At 39.7% G+C, this 20,015-nt stretch carries 17 protein-coding genes; 6 read left to right on the top strand and 11 right to left on the bottom strand.

Annotated features, from left to right (window positions below; genetic code table 11):
* Positions 1-28: 28 nt before the first annotated feature.
* The 9 genes from MMG00_RS08895 to MMG00_RS08855 all read right to left on the bottom strand — a co-directional run bounded on the left by MMG00_RS08895 (position 29) and on the right by MMG00_RS08855 (position 10,732).
* Positions 29-826 carry an ATP-binding cassette domain-containing protein gene (locus tag MMG00_RS08895; RefSeq protein WP_242147506.1) on the bottom strand — a complete coding sequence of 266 codons (798 nt, stop codon included), beginning with the start codon at positions 824-826 and terminating at the stop codon, positions 29-31.
* Positions 826-1,839: a FecCD family ABC transporter permease gene (locus MMG00_RS08890; RefSeq protein WP_242147504.1), complete on the bottom strand. Its 1,014-nt coding sequence runs from the start codon at positions 1,837-1,839 to the stop codon at positions 826-828. Before MMG00_RS08890 ends, MMG00_RS08895 begins: the two co-directional genes overlap by 1 nt.
* 2 nt (positions 1,840-1,841) lie before the next feature.
* Entirely contained in the window at positions 1,842-2,768 is a 927-nt protein-coding gene (locus tag MMG00_RS08885; protein WP_242147502.1) for a heme/hemin ABC transporter substrate-binding protein, read from the bottom strand.
* Positions 2,769-2,884: 116 nt separating this feature from the next.
* The gene (locus MMG00_RS08880) at positions 2,885-5,221 is read right to left on the bottom strand and encodes a TonB-dependent hemoglobin/transferrin/lactoferrin family receptor (protein ID WP_242147500.1); all 2,337 of its coding nucleotides are present in this window, start codon (positions 5,219-5,221) and stop codon (positions 2,885-2,887) included.
* A 388-nt stretch (positions 5,222-5,609) separates the two neighbouring features.
* Positions 5,610-6,422 (bottom strand): 4,5-DOPA-extradiol-dioxygenase, encoded by an 813-nt coding sequence (ygiD, locus tag MMG00_RS08875; RefSeq protein WP_242147497.1) that lies wholly within the window; start codon positions 6,420-6,422, stop codon positions 5,610-5,612.
* 141 nt (positions 6,423-6,563) lie between these two features.
* Complete coding sequence (locus MMG00_RS08870) at positions 6,564-7,136, bottom strand: LemA family protein (RefSeq protein ID WP_242147495.1); 573 nt, start codon at positions 7,134-7,136, stop codon at positions 6,564-6,566.
* Positions 7,137-7,164: 28 nt separating this feature from the next.
* Positions 7,165-8,184 carry a DUF3137 domain-containing protein gene (locus MMG00_RS08865; RefSeq protein WP_242147494.1) on the bottom strand — a complete coding sequence of 340 codons (1,020 nt, stop codon included), beginning with the start codon at positions 8,182-8,184 and terminating at the stop codon, positions 7,165-7,167.
* Between the two features lie 45 nt (positions 8,185-8,229).
* Positions 8,230-9,705 (bottom strand): DUF4139 domain-containing protein, encoded by a 1,476-nt coding sequence (locus MMG00_RS08860; protein WP_242147491.1) that lies wholly within the window; start codon positions 9,703-9,705, stop codon positions 8,230-8,232.
* 223 nt (positions 9,706-9,928) lie between these two features.
* A complete protein-coding gene (locus MMG00_RS08855) occupies positions 9,929-10,732 on the bottom strand; it encodes a siderophore-interacting protein (RefSeq protein ID WP_242147488.1) in 804 nt (267 codons plus the stop codon).
* Positions 10,733-11,459: 727 nt separating this feature from the next.
* Here MMG00_RS08855 and rplM point away from each other — a divergent pair.
* From rplM to pcnB, 3 genes are all read left to right on the top strand, one after another.
* Positions 11,460-11,888, top strand: coding sequence for a 50S ribosomal protein L13 (rplM, locus tag MMG00_RS08850; protein ID WP_242147486.1), 429 nt, complete (start codon positions 11,460-11,462; stop codon positions 11,886-11,888).
* Positions 11,889-11,907: 19 nt separating this feature from the next.
* A complete protein-coding gene (rpsI, locus tag MMG00_RS08845; RefSeq protein ID WP_242147484.1) occupies positions 11,908-12,300 on the top strand; it encodes a 30S ribosomal protein S9 in 393 nt (130 codons plus the stop codon).
* Positions 12,301-12,380: 80 nt separating this feature from the next.
* Complete coding sequence (gene pcnB / locus MMG00_RS08840) at positions 12,381-13,766, top strand: polynucleotide adenylyltransferase PcnB (RefSeq protein WP_242147482.1); 1,386 nt, start codon at positions 12,381-12,383, stop codon at positions 13,764-13,766.
* A 440-nt stretch (positions 13,767-14,206) separates the two neighbouring features.
* On the opposite strand, the gene MMG00_RS08835 is transcribed toward pcnB, so the two are convergent.
* Both MMG00_RS08835 and MMG00_RS08830 read right to left on the bottom strand, forming a co-directional pair.
* The gene (locus MMG00_RS08835; protein WP_242147480.1) at positions 14,207-14,920 is read right to left on the bottom strand and encodes a peptidoglycan DD-metalloendopeptidase family protein; all 714 of its coding nucleotides are present in this window, start codon (positions 14,918-14,920) and stop codon (positions 14,207-14,209) included.
* Positions 14,921-15,031: 111 nt separating this feature from the next.
* Positions 15,032-17,356: an NADP-dependent malic enzyme gene (locus tag MMG00_RS08830; protein ID WP_242147478.1), complete on the bottom strand. Its 2,325-nt coding sequence runs from the start codon at positions 17,354-17,356 to the stop codon at positions 15,032-15,034.
* A gap of 340 nt (positions 17,357-17,696) precedes the next feature.
* Here MMG00_RS08830 and rpoH point away from each other — a divergent pair, with 340 nt between their 5' ends.
* The 3 genes from rpoH to MMG00_RS08815 all read left to right on the top strand — a co-directional run bounded on the left by rpoH (position 17,697) and on the right by MMG00_RS08815 (position 19,899).
* Entirely contained in the window at positions 17,697-18,575 is an 879-nt protein-coding gene (rpoH, locus tag MMG00_RS08825) for an RNA polymerase sigma factor RpoH (RefSeq protein WP_242147476.1), read from the top strand.
* A 72-nt stretch (positions 18,576-18,647) separates the two neighbouring features.
* Complete coding sequence (locus tag MMG00_RS08820) at positions 18,648-19,217, top strand: D-sedoheptulose-7-phosphate isomerase (protein ID WP_242147475.1); 570 nt, start codon at positions 18,648-18,650, stop codon at positions 19,215-19,217.
* Positions 19,218-19,299: 82 nt separating this feature from the next.
* Positions 19,300-19,899 (top strand): BON domain-containing protein, encoded by a 600-nt coding sequence (locus tag MMG00_RS08815; RefSeq protein ID WP_242147472.1) that lies wholly within the window; start codon positions 19,300-19,302, stop codon positions 19,897-19,899.
* Positions 19,900-20,015 lie beyond the last annotated feature (116 nt).

The following is a 20,015-nucleotide window of genomic DNA, read 5'->3' as shown; positions in this document are numbered from 1 at the left end:
AGTAAAAGTTGTCATTGGTAGAAAGTGGTTAAACTCGAAAAGCGAGTGTTGAAAAAGTGGCATCCTGAGGATGTTGAAGAGTAATAAAATCCACTTCAAATACTTGGTGTAACTTTTGGGAGTTCCAAAGCTCATCAGGGGTATGGCAGCCTTGGAGGGTGCCATTTTTAAGTAGAACAAGCTCATCGGCGATTTGTAGTGCATGATTGATATCATGCATCACGCAGATAATTGTTAACCCTTTTTTTGTTAAGGATTTAAAATATCTTAGTAGCTGCTGCTGATGATAGAGATCAAGATGATTAAAGGGCTCATCTAAGAGCATAATACGCTCATGAAGATTAGGCTCTCCTTCTCTAGAGAAGAGCGCTTGCATTAGGACTCTACCAATTTGTACACGATGCTGCTCTCCTCCTGATAGCGTTTGATAGGCGCTATCTAGAAGGTTTTCTAGTTCTAAGGTTTCACTAATTTTTTCAAGAAGCAAAAGTACTTTAGGGTGATTAAAGGCAATGTTATAAGGCATAACGCCCATCAGTAAAATCGCACGGGTTTTAATTGCAAAGGGAATATGTTCTGATTGAGGTAATACCGAGCGTTTAATGGCAAGTTCATCAATGGTGTAATCATTTAATAATTTGCCATCAAGCAAGATATCCCCTTTAGTTGCCGTTAAGTCACCTGCAAGAAGATTTAAAAAGGTTGTTTTCCCAGCGCCATTAGGACCAATTAAAGCTGTAAAAACACCACTTTTAAGGGAGAGCTCTTCAATATCTATTAACGTTTTTTGGCGAATAGTTAATGAGAGATTTTGCACGTGAAACATTATGATCTTCCTTGTTTGTAGACTAAGTATCCTAAGAAAGGTGCTCCTAAAAAGGCTGTTAAAATTCCAATGGGAACTTCGCTAGGTGCGGCAATGGTTCGTGAAAAGCTATCGGAAACGATGAGTAAAATCCCACCTAAAAGATAAGAAAGTGGTAAGACAAAGCGATGATCCGCACCAAAGAGCATGCGAACTAAGTGAGGAATTAAGAGCCCAATAAAACCGATCGCCCCGGCAAAGGCAACAGCTGTTCCAGTGATGACGGCAACGCCCCAGATTTGGGCTTTCTTTAATTGCTCAACATGAACCCCAAGATGTTTAGCTTCTCGCTCGCCAAGCAGCATAGCATTCATTGCTTTTGCTTTTTTCCAAAGTAGAGGAACAAAGATGAGCTGTGCGCCTGCGAGGATAAGAATTTTTTGATAGTTAAAGCTACTTAAGCTCCCCATTGACCAAAAGGTGAGAGAGCGAAGCTCTGTTTCGCTAGCAATAAAGGTTAAAAGCCCAATCAAAGCTCCGGTAAAAGCATTAATGGCAATTCCGATTAAGAGCATTGAGCTAATGCTGACCCCTTTTTTATTGCGGGAAAAAAGGTACAAAATAGAGGTGACTAACCAGCCTCCTAAACAAGCTGCAATAGGTAGCGCATAATCCCCTAAAAGGGCAAATACTTTAGGGGCAATCTGTTGCCCTAAAACGATTGTTCCAGCTGCAAAAAGCGCAGCCCCACCTGAAACTCCAATAATGCCAGGTTCCACAAGCGGATTACGGAAAAGCCCTTGCATCACAGCGCCGGAAATGGCAAGTCCCCCGCCAATTAGAAGCGCGGCTAAGATTCGAGGTAAACGCACGTGCCAAACGATGTAGTGTTCAATACTCTCTTTATCAAAGACATTGGCCCAATTAATCTCCATAGCACCTTGCCAGATAGCGCCAAAAAAGATGATGCCAAGACCTGCGAGCATAAAGCTAATAATCTGTTTTTGGTACTGTTCAAAAAAATGACTTCCCATGATTATTGCTCCGCCAAGCATTGGTTAATTGCTTCTTGTAACTTAAGGTTATCTGCATAAATATGGATTCCAAATACAAGATAGTTACTCATATTGACATCAAAAACACATTTAGGTTGTAGCGCTTTTGGCCAGCCTTCTAAACCTTCTGGTCTTAAGGCAAAAGGAGGCAGAGCTTCTTCTTTTAAAGAGCCATCTTTTAGATTAAATTTCCCCGTATTGCCAAGGAGCACAATTTCAGGGCGTTTTTGCATCTGATTTTCAATCGTCACCGCGCGGTAATTGGCATAATCTTTTTCAAAAAGATTCTCAATATTTAAGAGTTCTAACACCTTTGCTGCCGTTGTATCACTTCCTGAAATTTGTGGAGAACCATGACCATTTCCTCCTTGAAGGACAAAAAATCCTTTAAGAGCAGGTCTACTATAACTGAGCTCTTTGAGAGCTATTGCCTCTTCACTAATTTGGGTATTTAATTTTTCTCCCTCTTTTGTGAGGTGAAGTTTCTCGGCAATGATACTGACCGCTTTTGAAATAGAGGCAGCATCTTTCAGCTCTTCAAATTGAATAATTTCCACATTAGAATTTGTAAGCTGTTCAATCGTTGCTTCAGGGCCAGAATCATCTGCTAAGAGAATAAGATCAGGTTTTAGCGATAAAATCCCTTCCGTAGAGAGCTGAATTCGATAACCCACATCTGGAATCTTATCGTATTCTGGTTTTGTATGGCTTGTTTTATCAAGTCCTACAAATAATTGATCTTGCCCTAATGCTGAGACAATTTGCGTTAAAGGGTTAGACGCTGAAACGAGCCTTTGAGGGGCAGGTTTTGATGCTGATTTTTGATAAATAGACTGATCAGCAAAGACGGTAGTTTGAGCCATTACCCCACAAAGTAGTAATGGCGTAAGGAGATATTTTGATAACATGATGCTGTCACTCCTTAGAGATCAATGAGCAATATAAGTTGTAGGAATTGATAGGGTACTGAAAGCGCCGTAGTGATTCACTAGGCGCTTTTTGGTAATAAGGTGATAGCAATGGATTAAAGATCGATTTTGATAGAAAATGCGACATTGAATCCAGGATTTGTTGCTCGATCACGCTCTTGTTGAGAGATTCCAGTCATATTGTTGTACCAACTGTTGGGTCCCCAGCTATGATATTTTTTATTAAAGACATTATAGAGTCCCCCATTAAGCGTAATATCTTTAGCCGGCTTATACTCCCCAATAAGGTCAACGGTTGCATAGCCGCCTGTTGCAGTTGTTCCTGTTTTGAGCATGTTTGCTGAGATATCTTTCTCTTTTTTCGCTTGAACGCCTTTGACTCGAGCGCTTAAATAAAGCTGATCTAAATAGGTGTAATCAATTCCGACAACGGCAGTTAATGGCTCTACGCTATTGATAGGATCATTCGTGCCTTTCTCTTTACCTTTAGCATATGCAAGGCTTGCATTTAACCCGATCACACCGCTACCATTTTGTATGGTAAAGAGATCCTTTTGTGCTTTAATCTCTAAACCATAAATACGGCTTTTTCCTAAGTTAACCGCTTGATAGAGCATATAACCTGTTTGTGGGTCTGTGCCAACAGGGCTAAGCTCTTCGATGAAGTTCTTATAGTTGGTATAAAACCCGGTAACGGCAAATGATTGGTGATCGTCAAGATAGTTCCAACCAATTTCATAAGAGCGGCTTTTTTCTGGCTTAAGATTTGGATTTGAGCGGCTAATATAACCATATAAAGGGTTCCCAAAACCAACGTTTACGGCACTAAAAGAGGGAGCTCTAAAGCCTTCTGAATAGTTAATAAAGAAGGTGTTTTCTTCGGTTGGATGCCAAAGAAGTGCTAAGCGTTTAGAAAAATGATGCTCATTCATTTTTGAAGGCGGTAAAACGCCAGGATTTGCCGTTTCATAAACACTACCTTGCGTTGGATTAAGCTTGTATTGATCGTAACGAATGCCAGCAATCGCTTCAAATTGGCCATCAAAGAAGCTCACACGATCTTGTAAGAAGAGTCCAAGCTCTTTGATTTTTGAATCAGGGAAACCTTTGTTAGGAAATGCTTCTGATTCTGTAGAGACACCATTTGCTAAATTGATAGTATCGCCTTCACGTAAGGTGGAGACTTTTCGGTCAATATAGTTAATACCATAAGTGAAGTTGTGATACATCGCGGCATTTTGCTCCCAGCCTTTGGTAAACTCTGCCATTAGACCGACATTTCGATTGGTAAATGAGGAGTAACGATCACGCGCTGAGACGACAACAGGTCTATTAGGTCTTGGGATAGATTCACGAACCTCATGGCTCCACTGCTCAGCTTCACTTTTTTGATAGTAAACTTGCCAAAAACCTCGGTCAAAGAGCATTGTTGGGAGATCAAAATCATGGCGCAGATTAAGCTGTCTTCTTTTATTGATATCTTTGGTATGAAGCGTGAGCTGCTTAAATGAATTCATGGTCACTAAGCCAAATTTTGAGTAAGGGTCGACATTTAAGGTCTCCTTAAAATACTCATAAGAGAGGCTGAATCTATGATTTTCATTAGGTTCAAATACAATTTTTGAAAGTGAGTTGTAGCTTTTAGCATCAGCGGCATCAGGATGGGTTCTATCGGGGCCCATTAAGCTTTCAGATGAGGCTTTCCCTGCATGGTTTCGTCTTTCATGAGGTGCAAGATAGGTTAATCGAGTAAAAGCGGAGAGTTTATCTGTGAACTTGCCGGCAACAGTGCCGGAGATTAAAAGCTCATCAGAAGCTGAGCGATAGCCAACTTTAGCTTCGCCCCCGATCTGTTTGCCTGCTTTGATAAAATCTAATGGGTCTTTAGTTTGCATAAAGATCCCGCCCGCAAGTGCGCTACCACCATAAAGGGTAGACATCGGGCCTTTAATGATATCAACGCTTTTCATCGCATCAAGATCGAAGTAATTGCGGTTAGTATCCAGATAGCTTCCAAAGCTATAAGTCATAGGAAGGGGCGCTCCATCAATAGAGATCAATACTCTATCGCTACCCATTCCACGAATACGAATATCATTTAAACCACCTGAGATCCCCTCATCAACAGTCACGCCAGGCTCATAAGCAAAGAGCTCAGAGAGTGAGGTTGCATTAAGACGATCCACTTCCTTTACCCCAAAGTGAGCAATACTCGCGGCACTTTCAGCGATCGCAAGCTCTTCTTTTAGGGCACCAGTCACAATCACTTTGCTAAGATTAACGGTGACAGGAGGTTTCTCTGGCGCATTATTAGTGATAATACCTTCGGCATTTTCCGTGTTTTCTTCCACCCAAATCGGTGTTTGAGAAAATGCGTAAGAAGACATAAGGAGTGAAGAAACAGTAATGGAAAGTAATGAACGTTTAAACATGGCTAAAGACTCTTATTTGATGGTAGTTACCTAATGCTAATGAAATTAGTTCTTATTTGTATATTCTTCACATAGCGTATGAGTTGTCAAATAATATCTTGTTGTAAAGTAAAGTGATATGGATCAAATATGTTAGATTTTAAAGAGAAATGATGGCAATAACAGTGAATAAGTTACTTTATAGAGGAGAAGTGGTTGTGACGTTTGTTTATAAAATAAGCAGTTTGTAAAGAGACTTTTTGAGAAAAATTATATCGCTCATTATGGGCTTAACCTCATGATCTCAAAATAAAACTCCCAATAATGGAATGTTTTGGGAGTTTGAGATAAAAGGGGGCAATTATGAGTCATTGTAATGGGGAGATCTGCTTTTTGAAGTTATAAGTCTTTACGCATAGAGTAGAGAAGTCATCGCTAGAGATCCCATGACAGATTGGTTATTAAAGATGAGCAGTTCATCGCTAGATTCTTTGAGTCCTAGGATATAAAGAAGGGGAAGATAATGTTCATCTGTGGGAATAGATAGCCTGAAAGCCTCGCCTTGATCTTTAAAATGAATAAGGGATTTTTGATCATCTTCTAAAAGCATTTTAGTCATAGATTGTCTGGCGTCTTCTGCCCAGTCATGACCACCTTGACTATTGCGGAAATCAAGAAGACGAAGATTGTGAACAATATTGCCACTAGCAAGGATTAAAACGCCGCGATGTCGTAGGGTTGAGAGGCATTTTGCTAGTTCATAATGCGCATCTGGAGAGAGCGACATATCAAGGCTCAGTTGTAATGTAGGAATATCTGCATCGGGGTAAAGATGACAAATCACTGCCCATGTACCATGATCTAAGCCCCATTTGTGATCAAGCTCAATATGTTGATTCATGGTATGAATATGTTTGGCAAGATTAGGATCTCCCTCTGCGGGATAGGTCATATCGTAAAGGGCTTGCGGAAAATTATAAAAATCATGAATGGTCTGCGGTTTTTCCATTGCTGTGACAAAGCTTCCCTTTGTTTCCCAATGAGCAGAAATAGAGAGGATTGCTTGAGGCTTTGGTAATGATTGTCCTAGTTGGTTCCAACTCTCTGTAAAGCGATTTGATGAGATGGCGTTCATGGGACTGCCATGCCCTAAAAAGAGGATGGGCATTTTTTGGGTTGTTTTAAATTTTTGAGTGAGCGTTTGTAGTTGTTGTAAGTTCACGACGAATCCTCCTGTTTAGCGTAGGTCATTAAAGACTCATTGTAGCAGGAGAATATTGTTGCTTTAACGGCATAAAGTTAATTCACTTATTCCTATTTGGAATAAGTTTATAAAGGATAGGGAAGTTGCGAGAATGAGATCTTAAAAATTTGGCTTATAATCGAAATTGTTAGCAGCAGTCTCATCTGTAAAGACATTTAAGCGTGATTTATGCGTCAACCAGTTATTAATAAGGACATTGGGGAAAACTTCAATTTTGACATTAAATTTCTCCACATTCGCGTTAAAAATACGCAGGCTTGCCGAAATATTTCTTTCTAATTCAGATAGCTCACGCATGAAACTTTGATAGATTTCTGAAGCTTTTAATTCAGGGTAGTTTTCTGCCACGATGTGAATATTAGAAAGGAGTGCTTTAGATTCTGTATTGACCTTTTTAAGGGCTGAAATATCGGTATTTTCAGGAGAGATATTATTAAGTGCCGAGCGGAGCTTTGTAATATTTTGTAAGACATCTGCTTCATGGAGCTTATACTCTTCAACCATTTTTTCAAGCGTTGGCAGCAGACGTGTTTTCTGGAGTTCTTGAGTAATCACATCTGCCCAAGCGCGTTGGCAAGCATTAAAGTAGGCGATTATGCTATTGTGCGTTGTAATAATATAGATGGCAAAGAGCACAATGATTGCTAAAACAATAAGAAGGGCTGTCGACATTGTAAATCCTTGAGTGAGAGGGCGTTAATTAAAAGTTATGATCAATCTCTTGGAGCATTTGAGAGATCATATGAAGGGTATAGCGTAGATCAGGGAGCGCTGTTGTTTGTTTGATCTCTTCTAAGAAGAGGTCGGTCTCTTTTAGAGAATATTGCAGATTCCCCGTTAAAATATCATGATTGGTAAAAGAGAGTAGCAGTTCTTGATGCTTATTTGTCTCAATCGTGATCTGATTAAATCCTTGTAAAAGTGATTCAATTGTTTCTACCATACTAGGTGTTAAAAATTTTGCCGCTTGAAGACTCTCTTTGGTTTTAACGATAAAGTTTTTCCGAAAGGTAATGGATGCGGGCGCATAATCCCCTTTATTCATCCCAAATAGTGCTTTTGAGTAGATAATTTGAAGCGCTGAGTTAAAGTCCATATTTTTAATAGAAGCAAGATCCACAATAAAGCCGTAGCGATCATAATGATCGTAGCGCTTTTTTGTGCTAGTTTTTCCATCGCTATCTGTCTTAGTTTCTGTTTTTTCATCCACATAATGAAAATGGTAATAATGGTAATTAAAAGAAATCTCCTCAGCATTTTTGCCGGCAATAACCGTTTTAATTTCGCGGGAATAATTTCCCCGGATAAAATCATGAAAGCGAGCTTCTAGCGCTTTTTGAGAATAATTTGCTGAGTGGATAATTTCTAATTGATTATCAAATAAGAGATCTCGCGCGTAGATGGCGGCGGAGAGTTTATCAATGCTTTTTCTACGCTTAACATAATAAAATAGCAAAATAACTGCCACAAAAAGCGATAAAAAAGTGATGAAGAGCCAAAAGCTCTCATCACTTTTTTGAAAGGCTATAATCCCGACAATAAATGCCGTTATATCGATAATAAAATAGAGTAGAAAATCTCTTTGATCAAATTGCAAGTTGCCCTTAAATTCTTGGGCATTAGCAATAATATCGAGCAAATCTTGCGGCGAATTCGCCTCAGCAGTTTTTTGATCTGCTGAAGCGATAAACTTCTGAAGCCGATGATTGTGTTGAAACATCATTTACCTATTTATGTTCAATAAGCGAGATAAAATTTTAAGCGATTATGGATTTAAGCGCTCTTTTTTCTCATCATTAAAGATTGTGTAGCGTACGTTATAGGTAATAATTTTATTGCTTTCAGCCGGGATTTCTAATTCCCAAATTGCCGTGTCCCCCACAATTTTTGGCGGTTTGCTTTGGTTGATGATTTGCCAGTTTGTATCATTGTTAGGATAGAAACTTTCTTTCACAAAGGTATGTGCGGCTTCTTTTTTCGCATTACTAACGGTGAGTTTATAGCTAATTTCCCACTCATCTTCATTCACCATTGCAAATTGCGTTTGCTCTCTTTTCATTGTGATATCAAAGGCGCTACCGGTATTTAGAATGACTTCCTGTTTATTGGGTGTTGCCGGAATATGATCTTCCCCTATAAAAGTTGTTTGGGTATCTTCTTGCTGATAAAGGCGAATCACCCCATCAGGTAGTGGAAAGCCTAACTGGGAAGTTTCATCATTTTTAAAATGAACAGTAACCATTGCATTTTGAAATGCCGGAGATTGTCCCATACGGTAATTAGGACTGTTGTTAGCGAAGGTATAGTTTTTGGTAAAAGGGATGGCATCTTTTTGAAAGAGGGAGATTTGCGTCTGCTCTTTATCATTTAAAGTAGAGGTGTCTGGTATTTTATAAAGATGATAATCCCCTAAAGAGGTTGCTGCAATAGGCGCTGCTTCATAGTTCATATCAAGCGCCATTGCGGCGCCCGCTTTACGTAACTGTGGTACAGCGCGGCTAACGATATTGAGATCGCCGGCAATGAGATTAATCTTATAATCTTGGTAATCCATACCACTATTGTTATTAAGTGTTGCCCAACCTTCGAGTTTTAAGGTTTTGCTTGCTTCATCTAGTTTTGCAATATAGTCGGTATTCCATGAAAGACCCCGTGTTAAATAACTTAAGTCCGCGCGATAAAGCGCTCTGTTTTCTGGAAGGTTTTTTAAGATAACCGATAATACAGGTGTGTTATTAAGACCTGCAGGGATTGTTTTAAAGGCTAAACGTGCATTTTCTGGAAGATCGAGTTCAATACGATCTTTATATTGTAAAAGTAACCCTCCGTTATTGGAGATAATGGTCGCCTTTTCTTGTTTCTCTCGTCCACTATTGCTTGTGATTACTGTGACTTCTTCTCCTACAGAGTATTGAATCATCGCTTGAGGTGAAAGAAGGTTACGATTGAGTTTCTTCTCTGTAATGACTGGTACGGGCTGATCTTTCTCTTTTGGCGTAAAGGAGATCATCAATGATTCCATCATCGTTTCCGGGGCAACATTTGGTAAAAAAAGCTGGCGGAGCTCATTATTTAATTCAAAATTACGAGCCTCTGTAATGAGTGCAACTCCACCTTGGTAGATTGTGATTGTTGGGTTTTCAACGGTTTCAAGCGGCTGATCATTAGCAAATAAGGGTGACGTCATTGCTAAAGTTGATGCGAGAATAATCGGTAACTCTTTTTTAAATGGAATGGTCATGATGTGTTATTGCCCCTTATTAGAAGAGTGAATAATATGAAATGCTACTGCATTTAGGATTGCGGCTTTTTATAGGTAAAGTACGCCGTTTTTCAATCGATAGGGTCATTATCGTATTTTTAGAAAACATTTAACAATAAAAAATCCCTAAATTTTGAAAGAAATTTTAAAATTTAGGGATTAATAGATTCAATAGTTATTAAAACGTCTTATTTGGAAGAGATTAATCTAGGCGTTTTTCCCGCTCTTCATCCTCTTTTTTATCGATCTGCCAATACGCACAGGCATAAAATTCCGAACTCGTTAAAGATTGCTCTTTACGAAGGAAATCCCTGAGGGTTCTGACGGTGCTGTATTCTGCTGTGATATGTGTAAAGTTCGGGGAATCTAGCTTTTGCCACGCATGCTTTGCAATCTTTGCTAATTGACTGCCTTTTTCAGGGGTTGGGTTGATGACCCATTCTGTTGTAATTTTTGCCTTAGAGGTAAAATGCTCATCTAAGATATCATCTGCCGTTAAAACTTCTGTAATAATAGTGGCATTGGCATCTTCAGGAAGCGTCTCAACTAAAGCTGCAACTACAGGGATTCCTGTCATATCAGTCACAAAAAGAAAGTTTTTAACATCTGGCAAAACATCACGATGTTTGAGTTTCATCGCTAAGCCAATTTGGGCACCAGCTTTTGAATCTCTTGCCCAGTTACATGCGATAGAATCACCATCATGTACCGCAAAATCAACCGTTAGCTCTTTTTTATTAAGGTCAATAAAGCGATGGGTATAAGTGCGTACTGAAGGGCGGTTTTCCTCGTTTTCTAGCTCCCATACTTTTGTTTCTGCATTAAAGACCGGCATTTCAACAGTGGTGTGACCTTGAGGGGGAATAAAGAGCTTATTATTAACACCTAAAGGGACATCGCTATAATGCTCAATATCCTCACATTTTAAAACAAGGCGTAAATAGTTGGGAGTGATGTAGTTTTTGCTAACCAAACTAACGGTTGTACGATGAACTAGCATTTGCATGAATTTTATCTCCAAAAGTGGTGAGATCTCATCAATTTCAAGAAGCAATGAGAAGTTTCTTCGTTGTTGATAGCTGTTCATGTTTTTAGCTTTTATCGTAAAAAAAATGGCGATAGAGGCGCTTTTAAACAGCTTTGTCATTTTTTATAACTAAAATGGATATTCATTATTTTATGGATATAATTGCTAATTGCAAATAGTTATCGTTATTATGGCTTGATGTCTGAATTTTGATAAAATCATTCTCAGTAAAAGACGTTACTTTAAAGGTAAAACAGTACAACGTGTAAATTAACTCAACTTGTACGCTGCCGGGTAGAATGATTTCGGCATCTCTTATAACCGATGCGCGGGAACTTGATTAAGTGACTTTTAAACTCATTTCAGGATATCTTTCTTGTCAAGATTTCTTAGATGACTTTCTATATAGATAACTCCCCTTATATAGATAATAAGAAAAGGGCTTAGGATAAATAATAAAAGCAGGTATCGGGGCTTTTTATGCTGTTTTAATTAATTTCAGAGAATCAAAGTGTGAAAGAGCGTAATAAGCTTGATATTTATCCATAGATTGCGTAAAATGCCGAGATCGTTTACCAGCGACCCCTAACGTTGATTTAAAGCCAATATCCCAAGAGTTCGCTCTTAACCGGTATTCACGTTACCGGAGGAATAGATGTTGGATTTTAAGTTTTTTTGTTAGTGAATTTTTATTTTGGAGTTTTCGATGAAAACATTTAGTGCAAAGCCTGCTGAAGTAACCCGTGAATGGTTTTTAATTGATGCAGAAGGAAAAACCCTCGGACGTTTAGCTACAGAGGTTGCAAGACGCTTACGCGGTAAGCATAAGCCTGAATTTACACCTCACGTAGATACAGGTGATTACATTGTTATTGTCAATGCGGAAAAAATCCGTGTAAGTGGTAACAAGCTTCAACAAAAGATCTATTACAAGCATACTGGTTATGTTGGTCATTTAAGAGAAACAACTCTTGAGAAGATGTTACAAACTAAACCTGCGAATGTTATCGAGTTAGCTGTAAAAGGCATGCTCCCTAAAAATGCTTTAGGAAGAGATATGCTTCGCAAGCTTAAAGTTTACGCAGGTCCTGAGCATGCACACGCAGCACAGCAACCAAAAGTTTTAGACATCTAATTAGGAAGAGAGAATTATTATGGCAGCTAACCAAAACTACGGTACTGGAAGACGTAAAAGATCAGCAGCACGCGTATTTTTACGTAAAGGTACAGGCAGCATTATTGTTAATAATAAACCGCTTGATGAGTACTTTCCACGTGAAGTATCACGTATGATCGTTCGTCAACCTTTAGAGCTTTTAGAAGCAGAAGGTCAATTTGATATTATCGTTACTGTAAAAGGTGGCGGTATGAGCGGACAAGCTGGGGCAATTCGTCACGGTTTAACTCGTGCACTCGTTGAGTATGATGAAGCGAACCGCGCTCCATTACGTAAAGCAGGATTTGTAACACGTGACCCACGTAGCGTTGAGCGTAAGAAAGTTGGTCTTCGCGGCGCACGTCGTGCAACACAGTTCTCAAAACGTTAATTTATACCGATATTTTGAGTATGATAAAAAATATCAAAGCCTTTCTTACGAAAGGCTTTTCTTTTTGGAGTAGAGATTCTATGAATCCTAAGATCTACCATTCGAAAGATCACTCTATTAGAAATCGTCAGATTTCTAGGAATTCTCTAACGGTCATTAATAAGCTTAATAGCGCAGGCTTTAATGCTTATTTAGTGGGTGGGGGCGTTCGTGATCTTCTGTTAGGGCTTGCGCCGAAAGATTTTGATATCGTCACAGATGCGCATCCTAGTGAGATCCGTAAAGTATTTCGTAATAGCCGTATTATTGGGCGACGATTTAGGCTTGTTCACGTTGTATTTGGGCGTGAGATTATTGAAGTTGCAACCTTTCGTTCAAATGATGCGGGGGATAAATCAAAGCATTATCAGACAAATGATGATGGTTTTGTCACGCGAGATAATATTTATGGCACAATCGATGAAGATGCGATGCGCCGAGATTTTACGGTCAATGCGCTCTTTTATGATGTGCGTGATCAAACGATTATTGATTATTGTGGGGGTTATCAAGACCTGCAAAACCAAACGCTTCGTTTGATTGGTGATCCGACGGATCGATTTATGGAAGATCCTGTTCGTATCTTAAGAGCTGTACGCTTTCAGGCAAAGCTCGGGTTTAAGATTGATCAGGCGTTATTACCGCCTATTGCCGAGCACCGTCAGCTTTTAGAGAGTGTTTCTCCGGCAAGAATGTATGATGAGGTTCTTAAGCTCTTTTTAACGGGGCATGGGGAGAAATCCTATCACAGTATGATGGAGCATGAGCTCTTTGGGATCTTATTCCCCTTAACTTACAAGGCACTTAAAGCTCAAGGATTCCCAGATGAGCATCTGCTTTTAAAATCACTTAAAAATTCCGACGCAAGAGCTAAGCAGGGCTTAACAAGTTCTCCTTACTTTGTTTACGCATCACTTTTATGGGCGCCATTTATGGAGCGCTTTGAGAGTTTGGTTGCAGGTGGGATGCGTTATAGTGATGCCTCAAAAATGGCGATTGATGATGCTTTTAAAGTGCAGCATCAAATTACGGTTATCCCTCGTTATGTGCGAGAGTTTATTGAAGATCTTTGGGTGTTTCAGTTTAGATTGCAAGCAAAGGTTATTCGGAGCCCTAAGCGTTTAATGGAGCATCCACGCTTTAAAGCAGCGTATGATTTTTTACTGCTTCGTGCTGAAGCGAATGAAGATACTGACGTTCTTGAGAAGGCGCAGTATTGGGCTACGCAATTTGCTGAATATGAAGCTATATTGGCAGAGCAAGAGCGGGAAGAAAATCGCCAAGAGCGCCGAGAAGGTAAGCAAGAAGTTCGCCGAGAAGTAACGCGGCATCAGAAAAACCGCGATGAAAAGCAGGGTGATGATTCTCAAAAAAGACGTCGCAGACCTAGAAGAAGGCGAGTCGCTCGTAAGAGTAGTGATGCTTAATATGAAAGCAGCTGTTAAGATATAAATCTTAAGAATAAAAAACGACCATTGAATATTGGTCATTTTTTATTAGAAGTTAATAGCTTTTGATTGTTTTTAGTTATAGTGAAATGGGTTCAAAGCAAACTGATTGCAATGCCAGTGCGCTTGCTATTAGCAATAAGCAATAAGCAATATGTTCTATCCCGCATCTTGCAAACATTGTTTAATACGCACCTTTATAGATTGATGTACGGCTGGAGGGAATGTTTCATATTCTTTCTAAAATCCCGTGCCAGCTGTTTAAGATGTGCTTTTTTTAACCGATTTTACTATAAACTAGCTTGCACAGTGCCGGATAGATCGATTCTTACCCTTCTCGTAATGGGATGCCAGCAATCTGATTTAGAAACTTCTGAGTAACTTCTAAGCCGAGGATGCTCTACTATACTGAGTATTCCTTAAATATAATTCATCGGGTTAACTGTTTGGCCTTTGGTGCGGATCTCAAAGTAGAGTACCGTTCTTCCATCAAAGCTATTGCCCATGCCGGCAATTGTTTGACCTTTCTTTACTTTAGCGCCTTCTCGCACATTAATAGAGGAGAGATAGCCATAAGCGGTATAAGTGTTCGCGTTATGGCGAACGATAATCAGCTGCCCATATCCTGAATTTCCAGCACCTGCAAAGACGACTTCACCATCATGGGCGGCTTTAATCGGTTGATTAACCGTTCCGGCAATTTGTATACCTTTTTGGCCTGGAATGTTAGGGTTGTAGCTTTTAACAACAGTACCTTCCGTTGGTTTTACCCAGCCGCTAATCCCAGTAGAGACCTGATCTTTAGGTGTTGCGGGTTTTGGGGTAACAACGGTGTTATCGCGTGTTGCTATTTTTTGAGGAGTTGTGTTGGTTGCAGCAATATTTCTATTAGAGGTTGTATTATTACTTCTAACGGCTGAGCCTGCTTTACCGCTAACCTTTAGGACTTGTCCGACCCGAATATGATTGGGGTTAGAGATATTATTAAGTCTTTGTAAGTCACTGACTGACATTTTATGATTACTTGCAATTTGGCTCAATGAGTCGCCAGATCTCACGGTATAAGTACCGCTAGAACATGCAGATAGGATTAAGAGAGTTGTAAGAAAAAATGTTAGTCGTTTTAGGCTCATAATATTTACTTCTTATTATTTAAAAATAAAAACCCCAAAAAGGAGTAGGTATTTTACCACCTTCATCCTTTTAGGGGTATCTTTATGACGTTTGATGTAACTATTGATAGATTAAATCGCGTCAGTTGCGCACATTGCAGTAACGTTAACGATGCGTCTTGCAGTCGCAATATTGGTTACTACGTGAGCTGGTTTTGAAGGACCTGTTAAGATTGGTCCCACAACAATGCTATCGCTAATGGTGCGCACAAAGTTGTAAGTTACGTTAGCGGTATCAATGTTTGCAAAGATAAAGAGGTTTGCCATGCCTTCTAATTCAGAATTAGGGAAGTAAGCATTACGGTAGCGCTCCCAGATAGCAAGGTCTGGTTGCATCTCCCCTTCGCATTCAAGCTCTGGCGCTGTCTCTTTAAGGATCTGTAAGGTTGCTTGCATCTTTCTTGAGAATTTCGATTCACGTGAACCGAAGTTTGAGTGGGAAAGAAGCGCAACTTTTGGAGTGATACCAAAGCGAGCCACAACTTCCGCTGCCATTTTAGTGATATCAGCTAACTCTTCAGCCGTTGGGTCTTCATTAACATGCGTATCGCAGAAGAAAAGAGGACCCTTTGGTGAAAGAAGTAAGCTAACCGCTGCTGGTTGAGAGGTATCTTTTTTAAGACCAATGGCATCAACGATATGGTGGACGTGGCGGTGATATTGACCTAACACACCACTAATTTGACCATCAATCATGCCGAGCTCTAAAAGCATTGCCGAGAGAAGGTTGCCACGAGTTTGCATGCGTTGACGTGCAAGTTCTGGCGTAATCCCTTTGCGCTTCATGACGCTATAGTATTTTTCTGAACACTCATCAAGCATTGGAGGATTACGATAGTCGATAATTTGTACATATTCACTATCAATATCTTTACTGATGCTATCTTCTGGCGTTAATACTTTAGTTGGAAGGTTGATACCAAGCTCTTCAATTCTTCTTTGGATCACTTTTGGTTGACCAATAAGGATTGGGTTTGCAAGGCGATCTTGCTTAACAAGGTAAACGGCACGAAGTACGCGTTCATCTTCACCTTCACAGTATGCAATTGTACGTGCATTCTCTTTTGCTTGGTTGAAGATAGGGCGCATTGCCATATTGGTTTTATTAAAATGTTGGCTTAAGCGATGGCGGTACTCTTCAAAGTCTTGAATCGGACGAAGTGCAACCCCTGATTCCATTGCCGCTTTTGCAACTGCAATAGGAAGCTCTACAATTAAGCGAGGATCAAATGGTTTTGGGATGATGTAGTGGCGTGAAAAGCGAAGTGTTTCACCAGGATATGCGTGTAAAACTTCATCAGTAGGCTCTTTATGCGTAAGATCAGCAATAGCTTTTACACACGCCATCTTCATTGCTTCATTGATCTCTGTTGCGCCGCAATCGAGTGCGCCGCGGAAAAGATAAGGGAAGCAGAGCACGTTGTTGACTTGGTTAGGGTAGTCAGAGCGTCCTGTTGCTAAAATAGCATCTTGACGAACTGCATGCGCAAGTTCTGGGCGGATTTCAGGTTCAGGGTTGGCTAATGCAAAAATGAGCGGATTAGGCGCCATTTTTGTCACCATTTCAGCGGTTAAAACGCCAGGTGCTGATAGACCTAAAAATACGTCTGCATCTTCGATAATTTCGCCGAGTGTCATTTTGTCGGTTTGTTGTAAGAAGAATGCTTTATATTCATCAAGTGTCTCTTCAGCGCGGTGATGATTTACAACACCATCACGGTCTGAGACAGTGATATTTTCTTTTTTAAGACCAAATTGCATTAAGAGATTTAAGCAAGAGATTGCCGCAGCACCTGCGCCACTACAAACGAGTTTAATCTCTTCAATTTTTTTATCCGCAAGCTTGAGGGCATTTAACACCCCTGCAGCAGTGATAATCGCTGTTCCATGTTGATCATCATGGAAAACAGGGATATTCATGCGTTTTTTAAGTTCTTGCTCAATTTGGAAACATTCAGGAGCCTTGATATCTTCTAAGTTAATCCCGCCGAATGTTGGTTCGAGGCTAGCCACGATCTCGATAAATTTATCAGGGTCAGTTTCGTCAATTTCAATATCAAAAACATCGATATTAGAGAATTTTTTAAAAAGAACGCCTTTACCTTCCATAACGGGTTTACCCGCAAGCGGACCGATATTGCCAAGACCTAATACTGCTGTCCCGTTACTAATTACCGCAACAAGATTGCCGCGTGAAGTGTAATCAAGCGCTGTGAGTGGGTCTTTTTGAATCTCTTCACAAGCGTAAGCAACGCCAGGAGAGTATGCTAAAGAGAGGTCTTTTGAGTTGACTAGTGGTTTAGTGGCTTCAACTGAAATTTTTCCAGGCTGAGGTTGTGCATGATAGCGAAGCGCTTCAATACGAAGATCTTCAGTTTTATTATTTGGAGAATCCATTGAGATCTATCCTTTATACTGAAATTTTGGGTTGTTATACTGAATTTGAAGTAAGTCTTAGATACTAACAAGGATTCTGATTCTAATCTACTAGTGCTCCTATAAAAAAAGAAGGGGTTGCCATGATGGCTTCTAACGTTGTGATAATGTTCATCTTTTTTGAGTAAATAGTGCGTAAATTTATGTGATCTATAAAAAGATTAAATGTGCATTAAATAAGGACGTAGTAGATCAAGTTTGTTATAATGAAGAGTGTTAAGAATTTTGGAAAAGGGTTGCGTAAAAATCGCTTGTTGCGATCTTTTCACCCCTTTATGACTAAGATTTGGAGGGCTATTTTATGCCGAGTGAAGATAAACAATTAGTGCTAAGAGCCAATACTTTTCCCTCTGTTGCAGATGGATTAGACGCTTATATCAGTGCTATTGGCGATATTCCGACCTTAACTGCGGAGGAAGAACAAGCGCTTGCTTATCGTTTGATTGAACATGAGGATCTACATGCCGCTCAAACTCTGATTATGTCCCACTTAAAATTTGTTGTGCATATTGCGAAGAACTATACCGGCTATGGTCTGCCTTTAGTGGATTTGATCCAAGAGGGGAATGTCGGGTTGATGAAGGCGGTGAAACGTTTTGATCCTTCTTATAATGTTCGATTAATCTCTTTTGCGGTGTATTGGATTAAATCAGAAATTCATGAGTTTGTGATCCGCAATTGGAGAATTGTCAAAGTTGCAACAACGAAAGCGCAGCGTAAGTTATTCTTTAATTTAAGATCATCAAAAGAGACTTTAGAGTGGTTAACTGATGAAGAAGCTGCTGATATTGCAAAAGAATTGAATGTGAGTAAAGCAGAAGTAAAGCGTATGGAAATGCGACTTTTCTCTAATGATTTAGCATTTGATCTGCCAGTTGGAAGTCATGCTGATGATGGGGACTTTAGTCCATCAGATTGGCTGTCTAGTAATACATTAGACCCATCTCAAGAATTAGAGCGAGAAGATTATGCGTCGCATAATAATGAAATGTTAGGGAATGCGCTTGCCGAGTTAGATCCTCGCAGCAAAGATATTATTATGCAGCGTTGGATGCGTGATGAAGATGAAGAGCGACCTACATTAACAGAGCTTGCTGAAAAGTATTCAGTCTCTGCAGAGAGAATTCGACAAATTGAAAATCAGGCGATGAGTAAAATCAAAGACCTGTTAACGGTATAATTGATTGATTAAAATTGGTAAAAGACTCAGATGAGAAATGTCTGGGTCTTTTCTATTATGGAGAAGCATAAAATGACAGCAATTTCACATATTAAAGAGAGCCTTGAAGTTAAACAATTAGCCCTTGAAAAAATGCCGGAGGTGATTGAGGCAACAGGGGAGTTAATGATTCAGGCGTTACAATCAGGGAAGAAAGTACTTGTGTGTGGGAATGGTGGGTCAGCAGCAGATGCGCAGCATTTTGCGGCTGAGCTTATGAATCGATTTGAAACAGAGCGTGCGCCATTGCCGGCAATTGCTTTAACGACAGATAGTTCAAACCTCACCTCTATCGCTAATGATTATAGCTATGATGAAGTTTTCTCAAAACAGGTGATGGCATTAGGACAAGCTGGCGATGTATTGATTGCCATTAGTACTAGTGGTAACTCAAAAAGTATTAATTTAGCTATCGAAGAAGCCTTAAAGAAAGGGATGGTTGTTTTAGCGTTAACGGGTGAAACGGGCGGTAAAATGCGCGAAATTGAATCTGCTAATTTACATCTTGTAAATGTTCCAAGTAAACGTACTGCGCGCGTACAAGAGGTGCATATTCTTGTTATCCATATTTGGTGCGCAATGATTGACAAGGTATTTCGTTAATAAATAGAGCTTTATCATTTCAAAAGAAGATTCATTCAGCAATAGAGATATTAGGTTTAAAATTAAATCCTAGGAGACAGTGATGTTGAAGCGTTTTTTATTATTAAGTAGTTTTATGGTGGTTTTAGCAGGTTGTGTTCCGGCAATTTTGGCAGGTGGTGTGGGTGCTACCGCTGCAGGAGTGAATGATCGCCGTACCGCCGGACAAATCGTAGAAGATAATGCGATTACTGTTAAAGTTCAAAATAAGATCGGGCAGATGCCAGGGCGCAATAAAGCCCATATCAGCATTTTAAGTTATAACGGTAAGGTGCTTCTTTTAGGAGAAGTCCCAACGCAAGCATTAGGATTAGAAGTAGAAGATGTTGCGGCTAAAACAGAGCATGTAAAAAGTGTGCATAATGAGTTGATTATTGCGCCAGAGGCCTCTTTAGCGAGCATTACATCTGATACGATGATTACTGCAAAAGTAAAATCTGCTTTAGCAACAGGGATTACATTAAAAGGATTTAATGCTGGGAATGTGAAAGTGGAAACTTCTAATCGAAAAGTCTATTTAATGGGAATCGTTAATGAAGCGGAAGCACGCGAAGCAATTAATATTGTTCGTCATGTTTCAGGTGTTGAAGAAGTGGTCCCTTTTTTTGATATTGTAAACCGTCAGTTTTATAACATTAATTAAAAGAAAACCTTGTTTGCCGGATTTTTAGAGTAAATATATTTAGTTGGTCACGGCATAAGGATATGTCGTGACGTTAATTTTTCAGTCGTAATAACTTCATTAGGAAAAGGACTAAA

Origin of the sequence: Ignatzschineria rhizosphaerae, from assembly GCF_022655595.1 — a bacterium.
GTDB classification, from domain to species: Bacteria; Pseudomonadota; Gammaproteobacteria; order Cardiobacteriales; family Wohlfahrtiimonadaceae; genus Ignatzschineria; species Ignatzschineria rhizosphaerae.
This window is presented reverse-complemented; position numbering and strand designations above follow the sequence as displayed.